At 68.6% G+C, this 22,882-nt stretch carries 23 protein-coding genes; 16 read left to right on the top strand and 7 right to left on the bottom strand.

Annotated features, from left to right (window positions below; translation table 11 throughout):
* Nucleotides 1-17: 17 nt before the first annotated feature.
* A complete protein-coding gene (locus tag OXS49_RS07480; RefSeq protein ID WP_267423105.1) occupies nt 18-1,313 on the top strand; it encodes a hypothetical protein in 1,296 nt (431 codons plus the stop codon).
* Between the two features lie 90 nt (nt 1,314-1,403).
* The gene (locus OXS49_RS07475; protein WP_243997738.1) at nt 1,404-1,625 is read left to right on the top strand and encodes a hypothetical protein; all 222 of its coding nucleotides are present in this window, start codon (nt 1,404-1,406) and stop codon (nt 1,623-1,625) included.
* A gap of 100 nt (nt 1,626-1,725) precedes the next feature.
* Here OXS49_RS07475 and OXS49_RS07470 read toward each other — a convergent pair whose 3' ends face one another.
* On the bottom strand, nt 1,726-3,030 hold the full coding sequence (locus OXS49_RS07470; RefSeq protein WP_267423103.1) for an MFS transporter: 1,305 nt from the start codon (nt 3,028-3,030) through the stop codon (nt 1,726-1,728).
* A gap of 214 nt (nt 3,031-3,244) precedes the next feature.
* Between OXS49_RS07470 and dnaN the strand changes: the two genes are divergently transcribed.
* From dnaN to recF, 3 genes are all read left to right on the top strand, one after another.
* Nucleotides 3,245-4,366: a DNA polymerase III subunit beta gene (gene dnaN, locus OXS49_RS07465; RefSeq protein ID WP_243997742.1), complete on the top strand. Its 1,122-nt coding sequence runs from the start codon at nt 3,245-3,247 to the stop codon at nt 4,364-4,366.
* 10 nt (nt 4,367-4,376) lie between these two features.
* The gene (locus OXS49_RS07460; RefSeq protein ID WP_267423101.1) at nt 4,377-4,628 is read left to right on the top strand and encodes a type II toxin-antitoxin system ParD family antitoxin; all 252 of its coding nucleotides are present in this window, start codon (nt 4,377-4,379) and stop codon (nt 4,626-4,628) included.
* Nucleotides 4,629-4,914: 286 nt separating this feature from the next.
* Nucleotides 4,915-6,051 (top strand): DNA replication/repair protein RecF, encoded by a 1,137-nt coding sequence (gene recF, locus OXS49_RS07455; protein ID WP_243997746.1) that lies wholly within the window; start codon nt 4,915-4,917, stop codon nt 6,049-6,051.
* A gap of 3 nt (nt 6,052-6,054) precedes the next feature.
* On the opposite strand, the gene OXS49_RS07450 is transcribed toward recF, so the two are convergent.
* Nucleotides 6,055-7,746, bottom strand: coding sequence for a methyl-accepting chemotaxis protein (locus OXS49_RS07450; protein ID WP_243997749.1), 1,692 nt, complete (start codon nt 7,744-7,746; stop codon nt 6,055-6,057).
* A gap of 430 nt (nt 7,747-8,176) precedes the next feature.
* Here OXS49_RS07450 and OXS49_RS07445 point away from each other — a divergent pair, with 430 nt between their 5' ends.
* Complete coding sequence (locus OXS49_RS07445) at nt 8,177-8,572, top strand: VOC family protein (protein WP_243997751.1); 396 nt, start codon at nt 8,177-8,179, stop codon at nt 8,570-8,572.
* A 47-nt stretch (nt 8,573-8,619) separates the two neighbouring features.
* Nucleotides 8,620-9,219 (top strand): histidine phosphatase family protein, encoded by a 600-nt coding sequence (locus OXS49_RS07440; protein WP_243997753.1) that lies wholly within the window; start codon nt 8,620-8,622, stop codon nt 9,217-9,219.
* Here the strand turns inward: OXS49_RS07440 and OXS49_RS07435 are convergent.
* The 5 genes from OXS49_RS07435 to OXS49_RS07415 all read right to left on the bottom strand — a co-directional run bounded on the left by OXS49_RS07435 (nt 9,149) and on the right by OXS49_RS07415 (nt 14,152).
* Nucleotides 9,149-9,934 (bottom strand): hypothetical protein, encoded by a 786-nt coding sequence (locus OXS49_RS07435; RefSeq protein ID WP_267423091.1) that lies wholly within the window; start codon nt 9,932-9,934, stop codon nt 9,149-9,151. The genes OXS49_RS07440 and OXS49_RS07435 overlap by 71 nt on opposite strands.
* Before the next feature lie 61 nt (nt 9,935-9,995).
* The gene (locus OXS49_RS07430) at nt 9,996-10,988 is read right to left on the bottom strand and encodes a nickel/cobalt transporter (protein WP_267423089.1); all 993 of its coding nucleotides are present in this window, start codon (nt 10,986-10,988) and stop codon (nt 9,996-9,998) included.
* Nucleotides 10,979-11,665, bottom strand: coding sequence for a DUF1007 family protein (locus tag OXS49_RS07425; RefSeq protein ID WP_267423087.1), 687 nt, complete (start codon nt 11,663-11,665; stop codon nt 10,979-10,981). Before OXS49_RS07425 ends, OXS49_RS07430 begins: the two co-directional genes overlap by 10 nt.
* A 77-nt stretch (nt 11,666-11,742) precedes the next feature.
* A complete protein-coding gene (locus OXS49_RS07420) occupies nt 11,743-12,651 on the bottom strand; it encodes an amino acid ABC transporter substrate-binding protein (protein WP_267423085.1) in 909 nt (302 codons plus the stop codon).
* A 220-nt stretch (nt 12,652-12,871) separates the two neighbouring features.
* Nucleotides 12,872-14,152 carry a dicarboxylate/amino acid:cation symporter gene (locus OXS49_RS07415; RefSeq protein WP_267423083.1) on the bottom strand — a complete coding sequence of 427 codons (1,281 nt, stop codon included), beginning with the start codon at nt 14,150-14,152 and terminating at the stop codon, nt 12,872-12,874.
* 239 nt (nt 14,153-14,391) lie between these two features.
* On the opposite strand from OXS49_RS07415, the gene OXS49_RS07410 reads away from it, so the two are divergent.
* The 9 genes from OXS49_RS07410 to OXS49_RS07370 all read left to right on the top strand — a co-directional run bounded on the left by OXS49_RS07410 (nt 14,392) and on the right by OXS49_RS07370 (nt 22,815).
* Nucleotides 14,392-15,309, top strand: a complete 918-nt coding sequence (locus OXS49_RS07410) for a branched-chain amino acid ABC transporter permease LivH (protein ID WP_243920389.1) — start codon at nt 14,392-14,394, stop codon at nt 15,307-15,309.
* Nucleotides 15,309-16,703, top strand: a complete 1,395-nt coding sequence (livM, locus tag OXS49_RS07405) for a high-affinity branched-chain amino acid ABC transporter permease LivM (RefSeq protein WP_243997767.1) — start codon at nt 15,309-15,311, stop codon at nt 16,701-16,703. The genes OXS49_RS07410 and livM overlap by 1 nt, the downstream gene beginning before the upstream one ends.
* The gene (locus tag OXS49_RS07400; protein ID WP_267423080.1) at nt 16,703-17,608 is read left to right on the top strand and encodes an ABC transporter ATP-binding protein; all 906 of its coding nucleotides are present in this window, start codon (nt 16,703-16,705) and stop codon (nt 17,606-17,608) included. The genes livM and OXS49_RS07400 overlap by 1 nt, the downstream gene beginning before the upstream one ends.
* Nucleotides 17,605-18,402 carry an ABC transporter ATP-binding protein gene (locus OXS49_RS07395; RefSeq protein ID WP_267423078.1) on the top strand — a complete coding sequence of 266 codons (798 nt, stop codon included), beginning with the start codon at nt 17,605-17,607 and terminating at the stop codon, nt 18,400-18,402. The genes OXS49_RS07400 and OXS49_RS07395 overlap by 4 nt, the downstream gene beginning before the upstream one ends.
* Nucleotides 18,403-18,407: 5 nt before the next feature.
* Nucleotides 18,408-18,776, top strand: coding sequence for a DUF6867 family protein (locus OXS49_RS07390; RefSeq protein WP_243997776.1), 369 nt, complete (start codon nt 18,408-18,410; stop codon nt 18,774-18,776).
* A 50-nt stretch (nt 18,777-18,826) separates the two neighbouring features.
* Nucleotides 18,827-19,948 carry a branched-chain amino acid ABC transporter substrate-binding protein gene (locus OXS49_RS07385; RefSeq protein WP_267423075.1) on the top strand — a complete coding sequence of 374 codons (1,122 nt, stop codon included), beginning with the start codon at nt 18,827-18,829 and terminating at the stop codon, nt 19,946-19,948.
* 397 nt (nt 19,949-20,345) lie between these two features.
* Entirely contained in the window at nt 20,346-21,269 is a 924-nt protein-coding gene (locus OXS49_RS07380) for an amino acid ABC transporter substrate-binding protein (protein ID WP_267423072.1), read from the top strand.
* Between the two features lie 79 nt (nt 21,270-21,348).
* Nucleotides 21,349-22,071, top strand: coding sequence for an amino acid ABC transporter permease (locus OXS49_RS07375; protein WP_244008315.1), 723 nt, complete (start codon nt 21,349-21,351; stop codon nt 22,069-22,071).
* Between the two features lie 51 nt (nt 22,072-22,122).
* Entirely contained in the window at nt 22,123-22,815 is a 693-nt protein-coding gene (locus OXS49_RS07370; RefSeq protein WP_267423067.1) for an ABC transporter permease subunit, read from the top strand.
* Nucleotides 22,816-22,882 lie beyond the last annotated feature (67 nt).

The following is a 22,882-nucleotide window of genomic DNA, read 5'->3' as shown; positions in this document are numbered from 1 at the left end:
TGCGATGGCTGCAATCCGTGTTCGGTTCTGACGGCTCCCCCATCGTTCAATATGTCGTGATCTTCGCCGTCATCTTCACGGCGCTGGCGGCGATCGTCTTCACGGTGCGGCGGCTCACGGGGCGGACCCTGGCGCTGCCCGGGCGGAACGGCGGCCGCGGGCGGCAGCCGCGGCTCGGCATCGTCGACGTGTACGAGCTCGATCGCGCCCGCCAGCTGATCCTGCTGCGTCGGGACAATGTCGAGCATCTGCTCCTCGTGGGCGGGCCCAACGACGTCGTAGTCGAGCGCAACATCCAGCGCAGCCAGCGCCCCCTGACGGAGGCGTCCCTGAGGGCGGACGCAGCGCCGGACGCCCTCGACGAACCGCTGTCGGATCCTCTGGTCCAGGGCGGCCGCCTGTCCGAGCCGTCACGCGCTCTGCCCGAGTTGTCCGGGCTGCCCGCCGAGCCGCTGTTCGATCCGGGCTTCGAAATGCCCGTGGTCGTGCCCTCGCCCATCCCGCGGTCCGGGGCGGGGCCGACCGTGAGTCTGCCGCTCGATCCAGCGCTGCTCGGCGGCGATGAGCCCGGGCAGGACGTCTCCGAACCGCTGTCGCCGCTGGTGCCTGCGCCTCCTCAGAAACTCCCCGAACCCCTGCGTGCGCCGGTTCGCGAGCCGGTCGCTCCGCGCCGGGTCCTGAGCCGGACTGCGCCGCCGCTGGTCGATCCGCGGCCCGGCCCGGCCTCGGAGCGCGCCTCCGATCCGGCGCCCGCCGTGGATCAGACGGCCCGGCCGGCGCCAAGCCTCGCAGTTCCGTCCGAGCGCCGGAGCGTCGATCCGGCGATCCTCTCGGACATGGCGCGGCAGCTTCAGGCGGCTTTGTCGCGTCCCTCGTCGGCGGTGACCCCGGCCCCGCTGCTCAACGCGGCCTCGGCCCCGGACGACGGTGTCGATCCGATGGCCGCCGCGATGGCGACCACTCCGCCGGTCTCCGCGACGCCGCCCGAACCGGTGCTGCCCCCGGCCGTCGACATGCCTGTCGACGAGCCCGCCCCGCCGAGCATTGTGGCTGCAGCTCCGTCGGTCTCGGTGGTTCAGGCTCCCGCACCCCCTCCTCCTGCGCCGCCTTCACCTGCACCCCCTTCTCCTGCGCCGGCCGTAGCCCGGCCCGAGCCGAAGGCGCCGCCCACGTTCCGGCCTCCGCCTCCGCCCGAGCCGTCCTTACCCGCGCCACGCCCCGACGCGAAGACGTCGGGAAATCCCTTCTCCGTGGAGGAGATCGAGGCTGAATTCGCCCGGCTGTTGGGACGTCCGCTCGACAAGCGGAGCTGAGCCGTCCGGTCCGACCCTTCGGCCGCGACCACACGGCGGTAACGCGGCGTTAACCCTCTTCGGGAACGCTCGGGTCTGGAGGATGACCCGATGCTCTCTCTCAACGCCGAGACCGCCCGCCGCAGCCGCGCCTACCGCGCGTTCAAGCTCGATCGTGCCGGCCGCGTCGCCTCGGCCGAGATCGTTGCGGCCGAGGACGATGGCCACGCGCGGCGACAGGTGCGTGCCATGGCTGAGCGCAACACGATCGAGCTCTGGGAGCGGACGCGGTTCCTCGGCCGCTTCGAGCCTGCCGGATCGGCACGGAACTAGTGCTCTGACGCATTCACTTCGTTCATGCGAGTGAGCACCAGTTCTTTGGTTTTGCATCAATTTTCCAGACTCGGCTCACGCCTCCGTCTGGATCGATGCACTAGCGGCCTGCCGTCTCCGGCATCGCCAGCACGGCGAGGAAGCTGAGGATCGCCGCGACCCCCAGGTAGATCCCGACGAAGCCGATCCCGCCGATATTGACGAGTTCCTGGGCGATGTAGGGCGCTCCGGAGGCGCCCAGGATTCCCGCCAGGTTGTAGGTGACCGAGGCGCCGGTGTAGCGGACCCGGGTCGGGAACAGCTCGGGCAGCACGGCGCCCATCGGGCCGAACACCCAGCCCATGGATAGAAGCGCGAGGCACAGGAAGCCGAGGACCGGCGGCCACGTGCCGGTGCCGGCGGCATGGCCGAGCATCGGGCCCATCAGGAATCCGAGCGCGAACACCGCGGCCATCCCGGACAGCAGCACCGGCCGGCGGCCGAACCGGTCCGCGGCGGCGCCCGAGACCACGATGCCGAGCGCCATGAAGCAGACCGCGATGCACTCGAACAGCAGGAAGGTCGGCCGCGCGTAGCCGAGCGTGCCGGTGCCATAGCCCAGTGCGAATACGGTCGAGAGGTAGAACACCGCGTAGACCGCCACCATGGCGAAGGTGCCCATGAGAACCGCGCGCCCGTGCTGCGTCAGCATGGTGGCGAACGGCACACGCTCCGGCCGGGCCTGGCTCAGGGCAGCCTTGAAGGCCGGCGTCTCGGTGAGCTTCAGGCGGACATAGAGCCCGACGCCCACGAGCGCCGCCGAGGCCAGGAACGGCAGGCGCCAGCCCCAGCTCTGGAAGCTCTCGGGCGTCAGGCCAAAGCTCAGTGCCAGGAAGCCGAGATTGGCCAGGATGAACCCGACCGGGGCGCCGAGCTGCGGAAAAATCCCGTACCAGGCCCGCCGGCCGGGCGGCGCGTTCTCGACCGCCAACAGGGCCGCGCCGCCCCATTCGCCGCCGAACCCGATGCCCTGGCCGCAGCGCAGGATGCAGAGCGCCGCCGGTGCCCACCAGCCGGCGGTGGCGTAGCTCGGCAGGCAGCCGATCAGGACCGTGGACAGCCCCATGATCAGGAGCGAGGCCACCAGGGTCGCCTTGCGGCCGACCCGGTCGCCGAAATGCCCGAACAGGGCCGCGCCCACCGGCCGGGCGACGAACGCGATCGCGAAGGTCGCGAAGGCGCTGAGCTGCTGCACGCCGGGGGCCCCGGCCGGAAAGAAGACCGGGCCGATCACGAGCGCGGCGGCGGTGGCATAGATGTAGAAATCGAAGAACTCGATCGCCGTGCCGACGAAGCTCGCGGCCAGGATGCGCCCGGCGCTGGGCGGGGTGGCGGTCGCGTCGGCGCTTTCGACGGTCTGAAGCATGGCGGCGTGGCGATTTGTCGTGACGGCAAACAGGATTGCGGCGCTTTCGCACGGGGCGGCGCCCGCGGGAACCCCGAAAGCGCGTCCGGTGCAGGTCGCCTGTGCGATGCACCGGCGCCGGCCTTGCGTTCGCCGGCCCCCTTCGCCAAGCTGATCGGCCCTAATCCGCGCGGGACGCCGGCCGCCGCGCCGTCCCTACCAGTCGAGTTTTGCGATGAGAGTCACTGTCGAGCGCGCGGCCCTGCTCAGGTCGCTCGGCCACGTGCACCGGGTCGTCGAGCGCCGCAACACGATCCCGATCCTGTCCAACGTGCTGCTGCGCTCGGAAGGGTCCGGTCTCCAGCTGCGGGCGACCGACCTCGACATCGAGGTCACCGAGAGCGTGCCGGCCGATGTCGCCGATCCGGGCGCCACCACGGTGCCGGCGCACGTGATCTACGACATCGTGCGCAAGCTGCCCGACGGCGCGCAGGTCTCACTGGAGACCGGCGGCGAATCCGGCCAGATGACGATCCGCTCCGGCCGCTCGCGCTTCGCGCTGGGCGCCCTGCCGGAGGGCGACTTCCCGGATCTGGCCGCCGGCGAGATGCCCCACGGCTTCGAGATCGCCAGCGCCGACCTCAAGCGCCTGATCGACAAGACGCAGTTCGCGATCTCCACCGAGGAGACGCGCTACTACCTGAACGGCATCTACCTGCACACGCTGGAGACCGAGAACGGCCCGGTGATGCGGGCGGTGGCGACCGACGGGCACCGGCTCGCGCGGGTCGAGATCCCCGCCCCCCAGGGCAGCGTCGGCATGCCGGGCGTGATCGTGCCCCGCAAGGCGGTGGCCGAGATCCAGAAGCTACTGGACGACGGCGGCGAATCCGTCGCGGTCGACCTGTCGCCGGCCAAGATCCGCCTGCGCTTCGCGGGTGGCCTGACGCTGATCTCGAAGCTGATCGACGGCACCTTCCCGGATTACCAGCGGGTGATCCCGGCCAACAACGACAAGCGGCTCACCGTTCAACGCGACACCTTCGCCAAGGCGGTGGACCGGGTCTCGACGATCTCCTCGGAGCGCGGCCGGGCCGTAAAGCTCGGCCTCGCCGAGGGCCGCCTCGCTCTGTCAGTGAATAACCCGGATTCCGGCAGCGCCACCGAGGAGCTCGACGTCGATTACGAGGCCGCCAACCTCGATATCGGCTTCAACGCCCGCTACCTGCTCGACATCACGGCGCAGCTCGAAGGCGACACCGCCCTGTTCAAGCTCGCCGACCCTGGCTCGCCGACCCTGATCCAGGACCGCGAGGGCGCCCCGGCGCTCTACGTGCTGATGCCGATGCGGGTGTAAAGCGGCTGCCATGCCGAGAACCGTCGTCCTTGATTCGGTGCAGGCGGCTTCGCTCGATCGCCTGATCGCGGCGGGGCGTCATGGCTCGCCCGAAGAGGCGATCGCCGCCGGTGTCGCGTTGCTGCTCCGGCATGAGGACCATCTTGCGACGCTCCAAGAGTCTTGGCACGAGGGCGTCGAGAGTGGCGACTATCAACCCCTCGATGCCACGTTGGACGCCTTGGAAGCGCGCTACGGCGCCATGGAAAAGGCCAATCCTTGACGCCTGTCGTGGTGGCGCGGCGAGCCCGGGCGGATCTGCGAGGGGATTGGTGATTTCATCGCCGCCGACAATCCCTCGCACGCCCGCAGCTTCGTCTCGGACCTGCGCACCCGGTATCAGGCCCTCGGCAGGCAACCCATGATGGGAAGACTCGCGCCGGAGGTTGCGCCAGACGTCCGGATCCTCGTATTCCGGTCTTTCCTCATCCTCTATCGCGTCTTCGACGACCGGATTTCGATCGATCGCGTCGTGCATCCAGCCCGTGATCGCTCCACCTTGCCATCCAATGAGTGACTCCGACACGGCCGGCAGCGCGCGCGTCACGCGCCTGATCGCCCGCGATTTCCGCAACCACGCCGATCTCGAGCTGAACCCTGCCGCCCGCTTCGTCGCGCTGGTCGGGGAGAACGGGGCGGGCAAGACCAACCTGCTCGAAGCGCTCTCGCTGTTCGTGCCGGGCCGGGGCCTGCGCCGGGCCGAGTTCGCCACCATGGCGCGTGCCGGGGGCCCGGGCGGCTTTGCCGTGTCCCTCACCCTGGACCGGGACGGGGCCGAGCACCGGCTCGGCACCGGCCTGGAGCCGCCGGGCCCGGACGGGCGCACGAGCCGGCTCTGCCGGATCGACGGCGCCGCCGCTTCCTCGCCCATCGCGTTCAGCGAGTTCCTCCGGGTGGTCTGGCTGACGCCGGATCTCGACGGCCTGTTCCGTGGCGCGGCCGGCGATCGGCGCCGGTTCCTCGACCGGCTCGTGCTGGCGGTCGATGCCGGTCACGGCGCGCGGGTCTCCGCGATGGAGCGCGCCCTGCGTTCGCGCAATCGCCTGCTGGAGGACCGGCCCGACGACGACCGCTGGCTCGACGCGGTGGAGCGGGAGGTGGCCGAACTCGGCGTCGCAGTGGCGCTGGCCCGCCGGGAGACCGCGGAGCGGCTGGACCGGCTGATCGCCGAGACCCGGGACGACGCGCAGCCCTTCCCCTGGGCCTCGATCCGCCTGGAGGGCGACCTCGACGACCTCGTGGCGGTCTGGCCGGCGATCGAGGCGGAGGACCGCTTCCGCCTGGCCCTGCGCAACGGCCGCAACCGGGACCGCGCGGCGGGCCGTACGCTGATGGGGCCGCAGACGAGCGACCTCGTGGTCCGCCACGGTCCGAAGGACGTGCCGGCGGGAACCGCATCGACCGGCGAGCAGAAGGCCCTGCTGATCGGCCTCGTCCTGGCCCATGCGCGCTTGGTGCGCGCCATGAGCGGCATCGCCCCCGTGATCCTCCTCGACGAGGTGGCGGCGCATCTGGATCCGCGCCGCCGCGCCGGGTTGTTCGAGGCACTGGAGGCGCTCCCGGGTCAGGTCTGGATGACCGGCGCCGACCCGGACGCCTTCGCGCGGGCCGGCGACCGGACCGAGGTGCTGCGAATCGGAGCCTGATCCTCAGGCCGCCCGGATCGTGCTCAGGAAGCGGGACACCTCGGCGCCGAGGTGCTCGGACTGGCGGGACAGCTCGCCGGCCGCGCCGAGAACCTGGGAGGCGGCCGCACCGGTCGCCTCAGAGGCCTGGGCCACGCCCACAATGTTGCTGGTCACCTGATCGGTCCCGGTGGCGGCCTGGGCGACGTTGCGGACGATCTCCTGGGTCGCCGCACCCTGCTCTTCCACGGCGGCCGCGATGGTCGTGGCGACCCCGTTGATCTCGCGGATGCGCGCCGCGATCGTGTCGATGGCCGAGACCGCCTGCCCGGTCACCCCCTGGATCTGATTGATTTGCTGGCTGATCTCCTCGGTGGCCTTGGCGGTCTGGCTGGCCAGCTCCTTCACCTCGGCCGCCACCACGGCGAAGCCACGGCCGGCCTCGCCGGCGCGAGCCGCCTCGATCGTGGCGTTGAGCGCCAGAAGGTTGGTCTGGCCGGCGATGTTGGAGATCAGCCCGACCACCTCGCCGATGCGGCTCGCCGCCTGGCTCAGGTCCTGGACGAGGTGCTGGGTCTGATCCGCCTCGCCCACCGCGGTCTGGGCGAGGTTGGCCGAGCCGAGCACCTGCCGTCCGATCTCCTGAACCGAGGAGCCCAGTTCCTCGGCGGCGGACGCCACGGTCTGGACGTTGGCGGAGGCCTCCTCGGCCGCCGCCGCGACGGTGGTCGACTGGCTTGCCGTCTCGGTGGCGCTGGCCGTCATGGACTGGGCCGTGGTTTGCAGCTCCGTGGCCGAGGACGAGACCATTCCGACGATGCCGCCGACTGCGCGCTCGAACCCATCGGCCAGTTCCAGCATGGTGCGCCGCCGCTCCGCGGCCGCCACCTCGTCGGCCAGGCGCTTGATCTCGGCCTCCTCGGCGGCCTTGCGGGCGACCAGGGCCTTGATGCCCTCGACCGCCTTGCCGACCGCGCCAATCTCGTCCCGGCGGGCGGCCTCCTTGATCTCGGCGTCGATCTCGCCCTGCGCCATGCGCTGCAGGACTTCGACCAGGCTATCGAGCGGGCGGGTGATGCCGAGCACCGCGATGAAAACCGCCGCCAGCAAGCCCGCCAGCATCCCGAGGCCGCTGACGGCCATCAGGGTCTGACGGGTGGCGTTGGTCTGGTCGGTCAGGTCGTCCGAGCCCTTCTGCATATAGGCGGCGATCGCCTCGGCGAGCGCGTTGCCCTCCGCCAGCATGCTGGAGAAGTTCGGATCGATCGCCGTATGGATCAACGCGACGGCCTGCTCGTTCTGGTTGCTGGTGCCGAGCCGGCGAACCTCGCTCACGTCCGTGACGTAACGCTCGATGCCGACCGTCAGCGCGTCGATTCGGGGCGCGAAGGTCTCAGCATGCGACCGCAGCGTTGGGAGCAGCGCCTTCATCTTCGGCAGGGCGGCCTCGAAGCCCCGGTTGGCGTTCTGCATCTGGGCGGGCTCGGTCTCCGCGATGACGCGATACACCCAATAGTTAAGTTCAACGATCAGGCGGTTGAGCTGGCGCACCTCCGCGACGGCCGACGCCTCGTTGCTGATGAAGCGGGAGTATCCGTCGTCGATCTTGGTCATCTGCGCTTGGGCATACCAGACGCAGCTTCCGACGAGCAGACTGATCAGCAGGATGACGGCTGCCATCTTGGGCAGGATCTTAATATTGGATAGGCGTAACACAGCTTTCAACCTTCCGATCGACCTCGTTGACAGACGGGTGCGGGGCTGCCGCGTCGTCGTCGTCAGATAGTAAAAAGATCTTAATAAAAAGTTCTTGTCAAGGCGTAGTCTGAAATATTTTGTATGAGATCTTAATTGTGATAAGCAGTCATTTGCTGCTGCGGCTGAATATAAATGCAAACATATCCTGCACTTTATGTAGTATTACAATCCGAGAAATTTTTGTGTTCGTCTGATATATTTGAGACTGATTTTCGAATGGATGCAATTGGAAAGCATCTTCACTGGTGCAGCCAACATCCCGCGCCGAAGGCGGGCACCGCCGGCGACCGAACGTCTCCGCCATGGCGCGCCGGTCTTTTTTGCGGACGCCGGGGCGCCACATAGGGGGCGGCACGCAGAACGCGCGTGCGCACGGAACTCTCAACGCATGTCCAAGCCGGTCCACGCCATGATTCGCGTCCTCGAAGAAGAGCGCGCGCGCGACTATTACGCCCGTGCCTTCGGGCTCGAAGTGTCCGACCGCTTCGACTTCCCGGACTTCACCCTGATCTATCTGCGCGACCCCGCCTCGCCGTTCGAACTGGAACTCACCGTCAACAAGGGGCGGGACAAGCCCTACGACCTCGGTGACGGCTACGGCCACATCGCCTTCGTGGTCGACGATGTCGAGGCCGAGCACGCGCGGCACAAGCGCGAGGGTTTTACGGCGACCGACCTGAAGACGCTCAAGCACGCGGAGGACGTGCTGGCGCGGTTCTTCTTCGCCACGGATCCGGACGGGTACAAGATCGAGGTCATCCAGCGCGGCGGGCGCTTCGCCTGACCGCATCAGACAGACCGAACCCGTCGCGGAATGCACAGCCGAGATCCATGCCGAACAACACTCGACACGAGACCCGTATCGTCTGCATCCGCCACGGGCAGTCGACCTTCAACGCCGCCCACAAGCACGGGGGCGGCGATCCCGGCCTCTTGGACGCCCGGCTGACCGAGATGGGTCAGGCCCAGGCCCGGGCCGCCCGGGACCGGCTGCGGGCGATTCCGTTCGAGCTCGTGGTGGTCTCGCCGCTCACCCGGGCGATCGAGACCGCCGCGATCCTGTTCGGCGACCATCCGGGCCGGCCGCGCGTGCTGGTCGAGGTTCTGCACCGGGAATGCCAGGAGAGCAGCTGCGATGTCGGCCGGGCGGCCTCGGAGATCGCGGCCGAGTTCCCGCATCTCGATGTCGGGCATCTCCCCGAGGTGTGGTGGCACGCCGAGCCGGGCTGCGAGGTCGGCGGCTATCCGGTCGAGCCGCGCCCTCTGTTCGACGCCCGGGTCGCGGCGTTCCGGGAGTGGCTGCGGGCGCGACCCGAGCGCACCATCGCGGTCGTCGGGCACGGCACGTTCTTCTATCACCTCACCGGCACGTTCCTGGAGAACTGCGCCTCGATCGAGCTGGACCTGGACGCCGCGCCGGCCGCGGCCTGATCAAGCCGGGGCGCGCGCGCGCCGCATCCAGCCGCTCCCGGGCGCCCGCGAGGGCGATTTCGGGCGCCTGCCGGCCGATCGCCAGGGCCCTATCGAGGATCGCGCAGGCCTCGGTCCAAGTGCCGATGACGAAGGGCGCCGCGCCTTCGGCGACCTCGGCGGCGCAGCGCGCATCCTCCCCGGCCCGTTGCGCGGCCGTGGCCGTGCGGGAGACGGCCGCGGTCAGGGCGCCCTCGCGCCAGCGCCGCGCCCGGGACGCCGCCTGCGCGCGTGCGCCGCCCCGCCACGCGGCCGAGCGCGCCGCCGCGAACGCCGTCGGCCAGTCCGGCGCCCCGGCGCAGGCCTCGGCGTCCTCCGCCATCCCGGCGAGGCTGCAGAGCGGCGCCAGGATGCGCCGGACGCTTTCGAGCGCCACCCGCCGGGTCCGCGCGGCCTCGATCTCCGGTGCGTCGGCGCTGCCGGACAGGCGCAGTACGAAGGCCAGCAGCTGCGTCCGCACGCCGTCCGGCATGGCGTCGTTCAGCCCGAGGGCGTAGGCGGCGATCGGCCGCGAGAAGCAGGGCGGGCAATTCGTGCTGGAGCGGATCGCCCGGTAGGGCAGACCCGCGGCCACCATCGCCGCCTCGTTGATGCAGGTTCCGCCGTCAGGGCCGGGGAAGGGGTGCGATCCGGCAAGCAGGCGCCAGTTCAGGATCGTCTCGAAGTCGGGATGCATCGGCGCGCTCTCCGTCTCGGGCACGCAGCGTGGCACGCAAAGGGATGGTTGGCGAGGCCCCTCAGCCGCCCAAGGCCGGCGCGAGGCCCGAGAGCATCGCCGTGCCGAGCACCAGCACGAAGGCGGCGGCCACCAGTTCGAGGCCGCCGAGCGCCAGAAGGCCGACCCGCCCTCGCCCGCCCGCAAGGCGCAGGGCCGCCCGCTTGGCGAAGACCGCGAAGCCGGCCAGCGCTGTGGTGGTCAACGCCGTCCCCAGCGCCATGGCGAGCACGGCCAGCACGCCCGCCCCGGGGACGCCCTGCGACACCGCGAAGACCAGAACCAGCACCGCCCCCGCGCAAGGGCGCGAGCCAGCAGCCAGGACGACACCGGCCCGCTCGCGCCACGTATCCATCGTCTCAAGGGCTTCCGGTCCGGGCAGGTGGCTGCAGCCGGGCCCGCATCGGGCGTCGAGATGGACCAGGCGCCCGGCCTTGCGCCATGTCAGCACCAGCCCGATCAGGGCGACGAGGGCGAAGCTCGCGGTCTCGATCACGGCGCCGGCCTGGGTGATGCCGGCCGCCGTGGCGTTCAGGATCAGGCTGCCGATCCCCACGATCGCCCCGGCCACGAGTGCCTGAAGCAAAGCCGCGCAGAGGCTCAGCGCGCAGCCGCGCCGGAACGCCCGCTCGCCCGCCAGGATGTACCCGGCGATCACCGCCTTGCCGTGCCCCGGGCCGGCGGCGTGGAACACGCCGTACGCGAAGGCGAGGCCGACCAGCGGGCTCCAGCTGCCGCCGCCCCGCAGCGCCATGACCGCCGCGTTGAGGCTGCGCGAAAAGCTGGCCTGCAGCGCCAGGATTATCCCCCCGAGACCGGTCGCCGCTGGGGCCGCTTCGCGAAAGCCGATGCTGAAGGGCGAGCGCGGCGGCGCGCCGGTGAGGCCGGGCGCCACGAGCCATGCGGTCCCAGCCGCCAGGAGCGCGGCGAGCCCGATGGCCAGCGCCATGAGGCCGAGCCTTACGCCCAGCCGTCCAGCCCCGGCGGGGGCGGCGATCCCGATGCTTAGGGACACGCGACGAGCACCCGGCTTGAGTACTGCACGCCGTAGGTCGAGGCGGCGGTCAACGCCTCGAAGAAGGCCTCGGTCATGCCCGGGGATCCGGCCTCGGCGGTCTTCGGCTGCTCGGTCTTTGGGCGGGTGACGGTGGCGGCGCAGCCCTGCGGCGCGCCGGCCAGCGTCGCGGCTTCGGACCCTTCGGCGAACGAGAAGGCGACGAAGTAGGTCGGGTCGTAGACCTCCAGGGCGGCAACCCCCCGCCCCTGCTGGACCGGGGTCTTGAGCGGCAGCAGGAAGGTCATGACCAGCGCCTTGTCCTCCATGCGGGCCGCCGGCTCCTTCGGATCGGCGAAGGCCTGCTCCTTGCCGCCGACCTTCAGCTTCGTGAAGTAGCCGAACTCGGCAAGGTTGGCGGTGTTCTCGGCCGCGAGCCCGGCGAGTTCGTCGGGGCTGAGCTTGCCGTCCTTGTTGGTGTCGAGGCCCTGCGTGACAAAGGCGGTGTATTCGGGGTCGAAGCTCCACGTGTCGCGCACGCCGACGAGCTTGCCGTTCTCGTAGACGAGCTGCGCCTTGGCGGTCACCCAGACGTGCGGGTGCGCGGACGCTTCGGTGGCCGCGCAGGCGAGGATGGCGGCGAGGATGGCGGCCAGGGCGGCGGCGCGAAGGCTTTGGCAGTGCGCGGCGATCGGCATGGACGGGAGGCGCTCGCGACAGGAGGAACCGGTGCTCCTTCCTGTCGCCCCGGTTGGGCGAAAGCGAGGCGCAGCGCCTACTCGCCCGCGTCCAGGCCCATGAGCTGGAAGCTCACCCGCAGGTCGTTCGACATCGGGATGTCGAGGCGCTCGCCGTTGGGCAGGCGCTTGAGGAACCAGCGCTCGTAGGTCCAGCGCAGGGCCCGGGACTCGGCGAGCCGCGTGAAGGTCTGCTGCACGATCCCGGCGAGTTCCGGATCGTCCTTGCGGAACATGATTCCGTAGGGCTCGTAGGAGAGCTTGTCGGGCAGGACCGTGTAGTTCGCCCCGTCCTGGGCGTCGGTGGCGATCAGCCCGTAGAGCAGCACATCGTCGGTCGCGAAGGCGTCGGCCTTGCCGGCCTTCACCATCGCGTAGGAGGCGGCGTGATCGGGAGCCGTCACCACCTGCGCGGCGATCTTCAGCCGGGCGAGCTGGTCGCGCAGGGCCTTCTCATTGGTGGTGCCCGCGGTGACCACCACGGTCTTGCCGGCGAGGTCGCGATAGGAGGCGATGCCGGAACCCCGCTTCACGAGGAGCTGCGTGGCGCTGATGTAGTCCACCGGCGAGAAGGCGACCTGCTTGCGCCGCTCGGCATTGGCGGTGGTCGAGCCGCATTCGAGGTCGATCTTGCCGGAGGTCACCGCCTCGATGCGGGTCTCGGCGCTGACCGGGGCATAGCGGATCTTCACGGGCCGGCCGATCGCCGTCTGGACGTCGTCCGCGATCTCGCCGCAGAGATCGAGGGCGTAGCCGATCGCCCTCGGGCTGCCGTCCGGATTCCTGCCGGCCACGAAGGAGAACGGCACCGAGCTTTCCCGATAGCCAAGCACGATCTCGCCGCGTTCGGCGACGCTCTTGAGCGTGCCGGTGAGCACCTCCACGGCGGAAGCCGGGGATGCACCCACCAGCGCCAGGATAATCGCTGCCGCGAGACGCATCGTCATCATCCGCTCGTTCGAGGCGCACCTGGGGGTGCCAGCAAGCTCACACATCGTCGACGAAGAGGGCTGGGGGCAACCTCACGCTCCGTCCCCTCTGCGAAATCTGACCCGTCTCAGTATGAAGGACTTCTCCCTCCCCCTTGTGGGGAGGAGAGCGTGCCGCGTCCGACGATCAGGGACCATCGTAGCCTATGGATCAGGCTCCACGACGAGACCTGTCCCGTTACTCCGCCGGCGACGGCACGGTCCCCATATGGTCGAGCCGCTGATCCGTGGCGGTGAGCTGCCCCTCCCATTTGGCCACCGCCACCGTGGCGACGCTGTTGCCGAGCACGTTGGTGGCCGAGCGTCCCATGTCGAGGAACTGGTCGATGCCGATGATCAGCAGCAGTCCCGCCTCCGGGATGTTGAAGTGCGACAGCGTCGCCGAGATCACCACCAGCGAGGCGCGCGGCACGCCGGCCATGCCCTTGGAGGTCACCATCAACAGCAGCAGCATCGTCAGCTGCTGACCCCAGGTCAGCGGGATGTTGTAGGCCTGCGCGATGAACATCACCGCGAAGGTGCAGTACATCATCGAGCCGTCGAGGTTGAACGAGTAGCCCATCGGCAGCACGAACGAGGTGATGCGGTTCGGGACGCCGAAGGTCTCGAGGTTCGTCAGCATCTTTGGGTAAGCCGCCTCGCTCGACGCGGTCGAGAAGGCGAGCACGAAGGGCTCCTTGATCAGGTTGAAGAGGCGCACGATGCCGCCGCCGCCGAGCAGCAGGAAGCCGACGCCCATCAGCAGGGCCCAGAGTACGCCGAGGCCGATGTAGAACTCGACCAGGAACTTACCGTAGGTCACCAGCACGCCGATACCCTGCGTGGTGATCGTCGCCGCGATGGCGGCGAATACCGCCACGGGGGCGAACATCATCACGTAGCCCGTCACCTTCAGCATGACGTCGGCTACGCCCTCGATGCCCTTCGCAAGGAGTTGCCCCTTCTCGCCGAGCGCCGCGAGGCCCACGCCGAAGAAGATCGAGAAGACGACGATCTGCAGGATCTCGTTGTTGGCCATCGCCTCGACGGCGCTCTTCGGCACGAGGTGCGTGACGAATTCCTTGAGCGAGAGCGAGGCTGCTTTGAGGCCCGTGCCGGCGCCGGCATCGGGCAGCGGCAGGTTCAGGTTCACGCCCGGCTGCATGAGGTTGACCAGGACCAGGCCCAGCATCAGCGAGCAGAACGAGGCGCCGACGAACCAGAGCAGCGCCTTGCCGCCGACCCGGCCCACGGAGGCGGTGTCCCCGAGATGCGCGATCCCCACCACGAGCGTCGAGAACACCAGCGGCGCGATGATCATCTTGATCAGCCGCAGGAACACGTCGGAAATCAGCGCGATGTAGCCGGCGATCTCCTTCGCCGTCTGCGGATCTGGCCAGGTGATGCTGCAGGCATAGCCCACCGCGATCCCGAGGAGCATCCCGATGAAGATCATCGTCGTGAGTCGTGAACCCTTCATCGGACGGCTCCTCGCCTTGGCGCGGGATGAACGCATCTTAAAGTTCGTTAACGTGACGCAGGAATTGCGCCATGCGCAAGCCCATTCGGGGGGCGTGACTCGAGTCTTCGACTGTTTTCACGCGACGCTTCCACGGGGATGAAACCAGTGGCCCGCGTGCTACGGCTGCGGTACGGGACTTGCCCTGCCAAGCTGCCTGCTGTTTCAACAGGCGGTTCGGAACCTGCGCGCGAGAGTACATGGACGTCTTCGTACAGCAGCTCATCAATGGGCTGACGCTCGGCTCGATCTATGGCCTGATCGCCATCGGCTACACGATGGTGTTCGGCATCATCGGCATGGTGAACTTCGCCCATGGCGACGTCTTCATGGTCTCGTGCTTCATCGCGCTGATCACCTTCCTGCTGCTGACCACTTGGCTCGGAATCAGCTCGATCGCGCTGGCCTTCCTGGTAGTGCTGGTGGTCGCCATGGTACTGACCGCGCTCTGGGGCTGGGCGATCGAGCGCATCGCCTACCGACCCTTGCGCGGCTCGTTCCGGCTGGCGCCGCTGATCTCGGCGATCGGCGTGTCGATCTTCCTGTCGAACTTCGTGCAGGTGGTGCAGGGCGCACGCAACAAGCCAACCCCGCCGATGTTCTCGGGCGGCATCACCCTGTTCGAGCGCGACGGCTACGCGGTGTTCCTGGCCTGGAAGCAGGTGCTGATCATGGCGGTGACCGCCGTGCTGCTCACCGGCTTCTGGTATCTCGTGCAGCGCACGCCGTTCGGCCGGGCGCAGCGCGCCTGCGAGCAGGACCGCAAGATGGCGGCGCTCCTGGGCATCGACGTCGACCGCACGATCTCGCTGACCTTCGTGCTCGGCGCCGCCCTGGCGGCGGTCGCGGGCGTCCTCTACCTGATGTACTACGGCGTCGTGTCCTTCTCCGACGGGTTCGTGCCCGGCGTGAAGGCGTTCACGGCGGCGGTGCTGGGCGGGATCGGCTCGCTCCCCGGGGCCGTGCTCGGCGGCCTGATCATCGGATTGATCGAGACCTTCTGGTCGGCCTACTTCTCCATCGAGTACAAGGACGTGGCCGCCTTCTCGATCCTCGCGATCGTGCTGATCTTCATGCCCTCGGGCATCCTGGGCCGGCCCGAGGTCGAGAAGGTCTGATGGCTGCCTCGCAGACTGCCCTTCCCGGCTCCGTCATGGCCGGCATCCTGCGCGACTGCGCCCTCTACGCCCTCGTCGCCTTCGGCCTGTGCGTGCCGATCATCGCCTACCGCACCGATCCCGGGCCGGGGACAGATCTGGTACTCGTGCCGCGCTGGGGTCTGGTGGCGGCGCTCTGCGCGGCGGTCTTCGTGCTTCGCCTCGTCCAGCGGCTCGTGCTGCTGCGCCGGGATGCCCGGCGGGCTCTGACCCCCGCCCCGACCCAGGCGACCGAGGCGGTCCACGGCGAGCCCGACGCCGGCCAGAAGAACTCGAAGCTCGGCCTCTGGCTGTTCGTCGCCGTCGCGCTGACCCTCCCGATCCTCTCCACCCTGGCGACCGGCGGCCTGTCCTCGGCGCGCTACTGGATCGATCTCGGCATCCTGATCTTGACCTACGTCATGCTCGGCTGGGGCCTGAACATCGTGGTCGGCCTCGCGGGGCTGCTCGACCTCGGCTACGTCGCCTTCTACGCAGTCGGCGCCTATTCCTACGCGCTTCTGTCGACAACCTTCGGCCTGTCGTTCTGGATCTGCCTGCCGCTGGCCGGCCTGTTCGCCGGCCTGTGGGGGATGATCCTCGGCTTCCCCGTCCTGCGTCTGCGCGGCGATTACCTTGCCATCGTGACCCTGGCGTTCGGCGAGATCATCCGTCTCGTGCTGATCAACTGGACCGACGTAACTGGCGGCGGCGCCGGCATCTCGTCGATCCCCCGGGCGACCTTCTTCGGGATCCCGTTCACGGCCGGCGATGACGGATTCGCGGCGACCTTTGGAATCCCGTTTGATTCGATGCACCGGCTCGTGTTCCTGTACTACCTGATCCTGGGGCTCGCCCTGATCACCAACTTCGTCACCCTGCGCCTGCGCCGGCTGCCGATCGGGCGGGCCTGGGAGGCCCTGCGCGAGGACGAGATCGCCTGCCGGTCGCTCGGGATCGACACGACGGCGACCAAGCTCACGGCCTTCGCGCTGGGCGCGGCCTTCGGGGGTATCGCCGGATCGTTCTTCGCCGTGCGCCAGGGCTTCATCAGCCCTGAGAGCTTCAACTTTCTGGAGAGCGCCATCATCCTGGCGATCGTCGTGCTCGGCGGCATGGGCAGCCAGGTCGGCGTCGCCATCGCGGCCGTGGCGATGGTCGGCGGGCCCGAGATGCTGCGCAACCTCGGCTTCCTGAAGGCCGTGTTCGGCGAGGGCTTCGATCCGAACGAGTACCGCCTGTTGCTGTTCGGGCTCGCCATGGTGGCCATGATGGTCTGGCGACCGCGCGGGCTGATCTCGGAGCGCCTGCCCTCGGTGTCGCTGGGCAAGCGCCGCGCCGTCTCGGGCGCGCATGTGAGCGAGGGGCACGGCTGATGGCGACGCCTCCAGATAGCCGGGCGTCCTCCGCCCCGCCGGTGCTCGCGGTCGAGCACCTGACCATGCGGTTCGGCGGACTGGTCGCAGTCTCCGATCTGTCCTTCGAGGCTCGGCGCGGCGACATCACCGCGCTGATCGGCCCGAACGGCGCCGGCAAGACCACCGTGTTCAACTGCATTACCGGTTTCTACAAACCGACCGAGGGCATGCTGACCCTGGCGCACGCGGACGGCACCACGCATCTGCTGGAGCGGCTGCCGAACCATCAGGTCAACCGCACCGCCCGGGTGGCGCGTACCTTCCAGAACATCCGCCTGTTTCAGGGCATGACGGTTCTGGAGAACCTGCTGGTCGCCCAGCACGCGCCGCTGATGCGCGCCTCGGGCTACACAATTTTGGGCCTGCTCGGCCTCAAGACCTACCGGGACGCGCAAGCCGCCGCGATCGAGCGCGCCAAGGCGTGGCTCACCCGCATCGACCTGATGGACCGGGCCGACGACCCGGCCGGCGCCCTGCCGTACGGCGCGCAGCGTCGGCTGGAGATCGCCCGGGCGATGTGCACCGATCCGGTGCTGCTCTGCCTGGACGAGCCGGCGGCGGGCCTCAACCCGCGCGAATCGGCCGAGCTGAACACGCTGCTGCGCCACATCCGGGACGCGCACGACACCTCGGTGCTGCTGATCGAGCACGACATGTCGGTCGTGATGGAGATCTCCGACCACGTGGTCGTGCTCGATTACGGCCAGAAGATCGCCGACGGCACCCCCGCCGAGGTGCGCTCCGACCCGAAGGTGATCGCCGCCTATCTCGGCGTCGAGGACGAAGAGGTGGAGTCCGTGGAGGCCGAGGTCGGGATCAGCGTGCCGCACGGGCACGACGTTCAGACGGGGCAATCGGCATGAGCGTCGCCGGCATCAACGTCTTGGTCGAGGAGACCCGGGCGATCCAGGCAGGACAGAAGCCGCCGCTCCTCGCGGTCCGGGATGTCTCGACCTATTACGGCAGCGTCGCCGCCCTGCGGGGCGTCGATCTCGATGTCGCCGAGGGTGAGATCGTGACGTTGATCGGGGCCAACGGCGCCGGCAAGTCGACCCTCATGATGACGATCTTCGGCAGCCCCCAGGCGCGCTCGGGCACGATCACGTATGACGGGCGCGACATCACCCGGATGCCGACCCACGCCATCGCCCGGCTTGGCATCGCCCAGTCGCCGGAGGGCCGGCGGGTCTTCCCGCGCATGAGCGTCTACGAGAACCTCCAGATGGGCGCGGCGCTCCATGACGGGCGCTTCTTCGCCGAGGATCTGGAGAAGGTCTGCACCCTGTTCCCGCGGGTGAAGGAGCGCCTGACCCAGCGCGCCGGCACCATGTCGGGCGGCGAGCAGCAGATGCTGGCCATCGCCCGCGCCCTGATGAGCCGCCCGCGCCTGCTGCTGCTCGACGAGCCGTCGCTCGGCCTGGCGCCGCTCGTCGTGAAGGGCATCTTCGACGCGATCCGGGAGCTGAACCGGACGGAGGGCATGACGATCTTCCTCGTGGAGCAGAACGCCTATCACGCGCTCAAGCTCGCCCATCGCGGCTATGTGCTGGTCAACGGCCGGGTCACGATGAGCGGCACGGGCCGCGCGCTGCTCGACGATCCGAACGTGCAGGCCGCCTATCTGGAGGGGGGCCATGCCGGCCCGGTCGGGGCATGACCATGCTGCAGGGGATCCTGTTCGAGGAAGAATCGGCCTGGCTGTTCCTGCTCGTCACCGTGGTGATGGGCGGCTGGGCCGGCTGGATGGCCGCGCGCGGCATCGCCCGGGGCTGGCGGCCGTTCTGGCAATGCGCCCTGGCGCTGCTCCTCGTGGCGGCCGCCGTGCGCTTCATCCACTATGCCCTGTTTTCGGGCACGCTGCTGTCGCCGCACTACTATGCGATCGACGCCGTGGTGGTCATGATCATCGGCGCGGCGGGCTTCCGCTACACGCGGACGCGCCAGATGACGAGCCAGTACCGCTGGCTCTACGAGAAGACCTCACCGCTGACATGGCGCGAACGGGCGCCGGAGGCGGGCGGGGTCCGATGAGTGCGGCCGGATCCGCACGTGCGGTCCTGACGATCAAGGGGAAGTACGCGATGAGATCGATTCTGCTGGCCGGGCTCGCCCTCGGCGCCATGATGGCCGGAGCGCAGGCCGCCGAGGTCAAGCTCGGCATCGCCGCGCCGATCACCGGCAACAGTGCCGCCATCGGCGCGCAGCTCAAGAACGGCGCGAGCCAAGCGGTGGAGGACCTGAACAAGGCCGGCACCCTGAAGGGCACGACGCTGACCGTGACGGTCGGCGACGACGCCTCCGACCCGAAGCAGGGCGTCTCGGTGGCCAACAAGTTCGCCAGCGACGGCGTGAAGGTGGTGGTCGGCGACTACAACTCGGGCGTGTCGATCCCGGCCTCCGACGTCTATCTCGACGCCGGCATCATCCAGGTCACCCCCGCCTCCACGAACGTGAAGTTCACCGAGCGCGGGATGTGGAACACGTTCCGCACCTGCGGCCGCGACGACCAGCAGGGCGCGGTGGCCGGCACCTATCTGGCCGACCACTTCAAGGGCAAGAAGATCGCCTTCGTCCACGACAAGACCCCCTACGGCAAGGGTCTGGCCGACGAGACCCTGAAGGCGCTCAAGGCCAAGGGCGGCAAGGACGTGATGTACGAGGGCATCAACCCGGGCGAGAAAGATTATTCGGCGCTCGTGTCCAAGCTGAAGTCGGCCAATGTCGATGTCGTCTATTACGGCGGCTATTACACCGAGGCCGGCCTGATCCTGCGCCAGATGCGCGACCAGGGCCTGAAGGCGCCGATGATGGGCGGCGACGGCATGGTCGACCGCGAGCTGGTGTCGATCGCCGGCCCGGCCGCCGAGGGCACGCTGACCACGTTCCCGCCGGATGCCCGCAAGAACCCGAACGCCAAGGCGGCGCTCGCCGCCTTCAAGGCCAAGAACATCGATCCCGAAGGCTACACCCTCTACTCGTATGCAGCCGTTCAGGTGCTAGCCAAGGCCATGGCCGAGACCGGCTCCAGCGACGGCAAGAAGCTCGCCGATTGGCTGCACCAGGGCAAGGCGGTGGAGACCGTCGTCGGCCCGATCGCTTACGACAAGAAAGGCGACATCACGCGGCCCGACTACGTCATGTACGAGTGGAAGAAGGGCGCTGACGGCAAGATCGACTACACGGGCAATGAGCTGACCAAGTAAGACCGGTCGGTTCTCCGATCCCGTGAGTCAGTCCGACGCCGTTCCGCACCCTGTCCGCGGGGCGGCGTCGTCGTTTGAGATGCGGTGCATTCGTCAGTCTTGTTGGCGGATACGCCGTCGAGCCCCCGTGCGTACGCCTAAGAAGTGTGCATGATGCCGCCGGCACGAGCGGCAGGCCGGCTCGGCGCTTCGGAGGAGTTCATGAGGGGGGCTGGTATCGCGTCTGCGCGTATGCATACGAGCTTGGCCGCGCCCTATCCGCATTCAGCCGCGTTCGCGCGCGGCGCCTCGATCCTCCTCCCGGCACCATCATTGCAAAGGCGTCGCCCGAGCGGGCGAGCCTGTAGGCTCAGCCGCCTGCCGACACCGTTCGGCCCGATCCAGGAGTTCCGTACCGATGCAGTCTGATATCGCTCGCCGCGGCGTTGCCGCGGCGCTGGGTCTGACCCTCGCCCTCGCCCCCGTGAGTCTCCGGGCCGAGGAGCTGACCGGCACCCTCAAGAAGGTCAAGGATTCCAACGCCATCGTCATCGGCTACCGCGACGCGTCCGTGCCGTTCTCGTATCTCGGCGGCGACCAGAAGCCGGTCGGCTACGCGCTCGAGATCTGCAACAAGATCGCCGACGCCGTGAAGACCAAGCTCAACCTCCCGAACCTCGAGGTGAAGCTCAACCCGGTCACCTCCGCCACCCGCATCCCGCTGATGGCGAACGGCACGATCGACCTGGAGTGCGGCTCGACCACCAACAATGCCGAGCGCGAGAAGCAGGTGTGGTTCACCAATTCGCACTTCCTGACCGCCACCCGCTACGTCTCGAAGAAGTCGGCCAACCTGCACACGATCGAGGACCTGAAGGGCAAGACCGTCGTGTCGACCTCGGGCACCACGAACATCAAGCAGATCAACGAGGCCAACACCGAGCGGAAGCTCGGCCTGACGATCCTGCCGGCCAAGGACCACGCCGAGGCGTTCCTGATGGTCGAGACCGGCCGCGCCGCCGCCTTCGTGATGGACGACGTGCTGCTCGCCTCGCTCGCCGCTTCCTCCAAGGACCCGTCGGCCTACGAGATCTCCACCGAGGCCCTGTCGAAGCCTGAGCCCTACGGCATCATGCTCCGCAAGGACGACACGGAGTTCAAGAAGGTCGCGGACGAGGCCACCGCCAAGCTCTACACGAGCCCCGAGGGCAAGGCGCTCTACGACACGTGGTTCACGAAGCCGATCCCGCCGCGCAACATCAACCTCAACCTGCCGATGAGCGCGGAGATGAAGAAGCAGTTCACGACCCCGATCTCCAGCCCTGATCCGGCAGCCTACTGAGACCCGGTCGGCACGACGATGCGCACCGCGGGCGAGGGCCTGCGGCGCGCCTCTGGAAGTTCACAGTAGAAGCGGCGCGATGAACTACAACTGGAACTGGCGAATCTTCTTCGATGCCTCGCCGGAGGGCAATGGCACCTACCTCGACATGCTCTTGTCGGGGCTTCTGTGGACGATCGCGACCGCGCTCTGCTCGTGGATCATCGCGTTCTTCCTAGGCTCCCTGATCGGCGTGCTGCGCACCCTGCCATCGAAGCCCGCCAACGCGATCGGCACGGCCTATGTCGAGTTGTTCCGCAACATCCCGCTGCTGGTGCAGATGTTCCTCTGGTACTTCGTGATGCCGGAGGTCGTGCCGACCCGGATCGGCGACGCGATCAAGCAATTGCCCGACGCGCCGTTCTACACCGCGGTGGTGTGCCTCGGCTTCTTCACCGCCTCGCGGGTGGCCGAGCAGGTCCGGGCCGGCATCCAGGCGCTGCCGCGGGGCCAGCGCATGGCCGGCACCGCCATGGGCTTCACCACCTATCAGACCTACCGCTACGTGCTGCTGCCCAACGCCTACCGGATCATCCTGCCGCCGATGACCTCGGAATTCCTCAACAATCTGAAGAACACGTCGGTGGCGCTGACCATCGGTCTCTTGGAGCTCACCGCCCGGGCCCGCTCGATGCAGGAATTCTCCTTCCAGGTGTTCGAAGCATTCACGGCGGCCACGATCCTCTACGTGATCATCAACCTCGTGGTCGTCACGGCGGCGACCTTCCTGGAAAAGGCGCTCGCCATCCCCGGTCAGCGCTGAGGATAGCCCGCCCCCGACCACCCGCCCGACGGCCACCGCGAACAGGCGCCGATGCTCTCGAATTTCGACTTCTCCGTCATCGTCTCCTCCCTGCCCTACCTGTTCGGGCAGGGCATGGTCTTCACCGTGACGCTCACCGCCATGGCGGCCGTCGGTGGCGTGATCATCGGCACCTTGCTGGCCATGGCCCGGCTGTCGGGCGTGCCGGGGCTCACCCAAGTGGCCAAGGGCTATGTCGAGCTGTGCCGCTCGCTGCCGCTGGTGCTGGTGATCTTCTGGTTTTACTTCCTGGTGCCGTATATCGGCGCCTACCTGACCGGGGGCTCGACCCCGATCCAGGTCGGCGCTTTCCCGTCGGCGCTGATCACCTTCATGGCCTTCGAGGCGGCCTATTTCTCGGAGATCATGCGGGCGGGCATCCAGTCGATCCCCAAGGGCCAGACCGCTGCCGCGCAGGCTTTGGGAATGAATTACTGGCAGACCATGGGCAACGTCATCCTGCCCCAGGCCTTCCGCAACATGCTGCCGCTGCTGCTGACCCAGACCATCGTGCTGTTCCAGGACACGTCGCTGGTCTACGTTCTGTCGCTCACGGATTTCATGGGCGCCGCCTCGAAGGTGGCCCAGCGCGACGGCCGCCTCGTCGAGATGTATATCTTCGCGGCGGTCGTCTACTTTGCGATCTGCTTCTCGGCCTCGTTCCTGGTGCGCCGCCTGCAGCGCCGCGTGGCCATCATCCGCTGACCGACACTGGAGACCGCCGATGACCTCGTCCCCGATGCCGGCCCCGCACGCCACCGAACCCGCCGCC

Origin of the sequence: Methylobacterium sp. GC_Met_2, from assembly GCF_026540795.1 — a bacterium.
Lineage (GTDB): Bacteria > Pseudomonadota > Alphaproteobacteria > Rhizobiales > Beijerinckiaceae > Methylobacterium.
This window is presented reverse-complemented; position numbering and strand designations above follow the sequence as displayed.

Coding starts and splice junctions, on each gene's coding strand:
- OXS49_RS07475 (WP_243997738.1), top strand. CDS start 1,404: ATGCTCTCTCTCAACGCCGAGACCGCCCGCCGCAGCCGCGCCTACCGC.
- OXS49_RS07470 (WP_267423103.1), bottom strand. CDS start 3,030: ATGCTTCAGACCGTCGAAAGCGCCGACGCGACCGCCACCCCGCCCAGC.
- dnaN (WP_243997742.1), top strand. CDS start 3,245: ATGAGAGTCACTGTCGAGCGCGCGGCCCTGCTCAGGTCGCTCGGCCAC.
- OXS49_RS07460 (WP_267423101.1), top strand. CDS start 4,377: ATGCCGAGAACCGTCGTCCTTGATTCGGTGCAGGCGGCTTCGCTCGAT.
- recF (WP_243997746.1), top strand. CDS start 4,915: ATGAGTGACTCCGACACGGCCGGCAGCGCGCGCGTCACGCGCCTGATC.
- OXS49_RS07445 (WP_243997751.1), top strand. CDS start 8,177: ATGTCCAAGCCGGTCCACGCCATGATTCGCGTCCTCGAAGAAGAGCGC.
- OXS49_RS07440 (WP_243997753.1), top strand. CDS start 8,620: ATGCCGAACAACACTCGACACGAGACCCGTATCGTCTGCATCCGCCAC.
- OXS49_RS07435 (WP_267423091.1), bottom strand. CDS start 9,934: ATGCATCCCGACTTCGAGACGATCCTGAACTGGCGCCTGCTTGCCGGA.
- OXS49_RS07425 (WP_267423087.1), bottom strand. CDS start 11,665: ATGCCGATCGCCGCGCACTGCCAAAGCCTTCGCGCCGCCGCCCTGGCC.
- OXS49_RS07420 (WP_267423085.1), bottom strand. CDS start 12,651: ATGACGATGCGTCTCGCGGCAGCGATTATCCTGGCGCTGGTGGGTGCA.
- OXS49_RS07415 (WP_267423083.1), bottom strand. CDS start 14,152: ATGAAGGGTTCACGACTCACGACGATGATCTTCATCGGGATGCTCCTC.
- OXS49_RS07410 (WP_243920389.1), top strand. CDS start 14,392: ATGGACGTCTTCGTACAGCAGCTCATCAATGGGCTGACGCTCGGCTCG.
- livM (WP_243997767.1), top strand. CDS start 15,309: ATGGCTGCCTCGCAGACTGCCCTTCCCGGCTCCGTCATGGCCGGCATC.
- OXS49_RS07400 (WP_267423080.1), top strand. CDS start 16,703: ATGGCGACGCCTCCAGATAGCCGGGCGTCCTCCGCCCCGCCGGTGCTC.
- OXS49_RS07395 (WP_267423078.1), top strand. CDS start 17,605: ATGAGCGTCGCCGGCATCAACGTCTTGGTCGAGGAGACCCGGGCGATC.
- OXS49_RS07385 (WP_267423075.1), top strand. CDS start 18,827: ATGAGATCGATTCTGCTGGCCGGGCTCGCCCTCGGCGCCATGATGGCC.
- OXS49_RS07380 (WP_267423072.1), top strand. CDS start 20,346: ATGCAGTCTGATATCGCTCGCCGCGGCGTTGCCGCGGCGCTGGGTCTG.
- OXS49_RS07375 (WP_244008315.1), top strand. CDS start 21,349: ATGAACTACAACTGGAACTGGCGAATCTTCTTCGATGCCTCGCCGGAG.
- OXS49_RS07370 (WP_267423067.1), top strand. CDS start 22,123: ATGCTCTCGAATTTCGACTTCTCCGTCATCGTCTCCTCCCTGCCCTAC.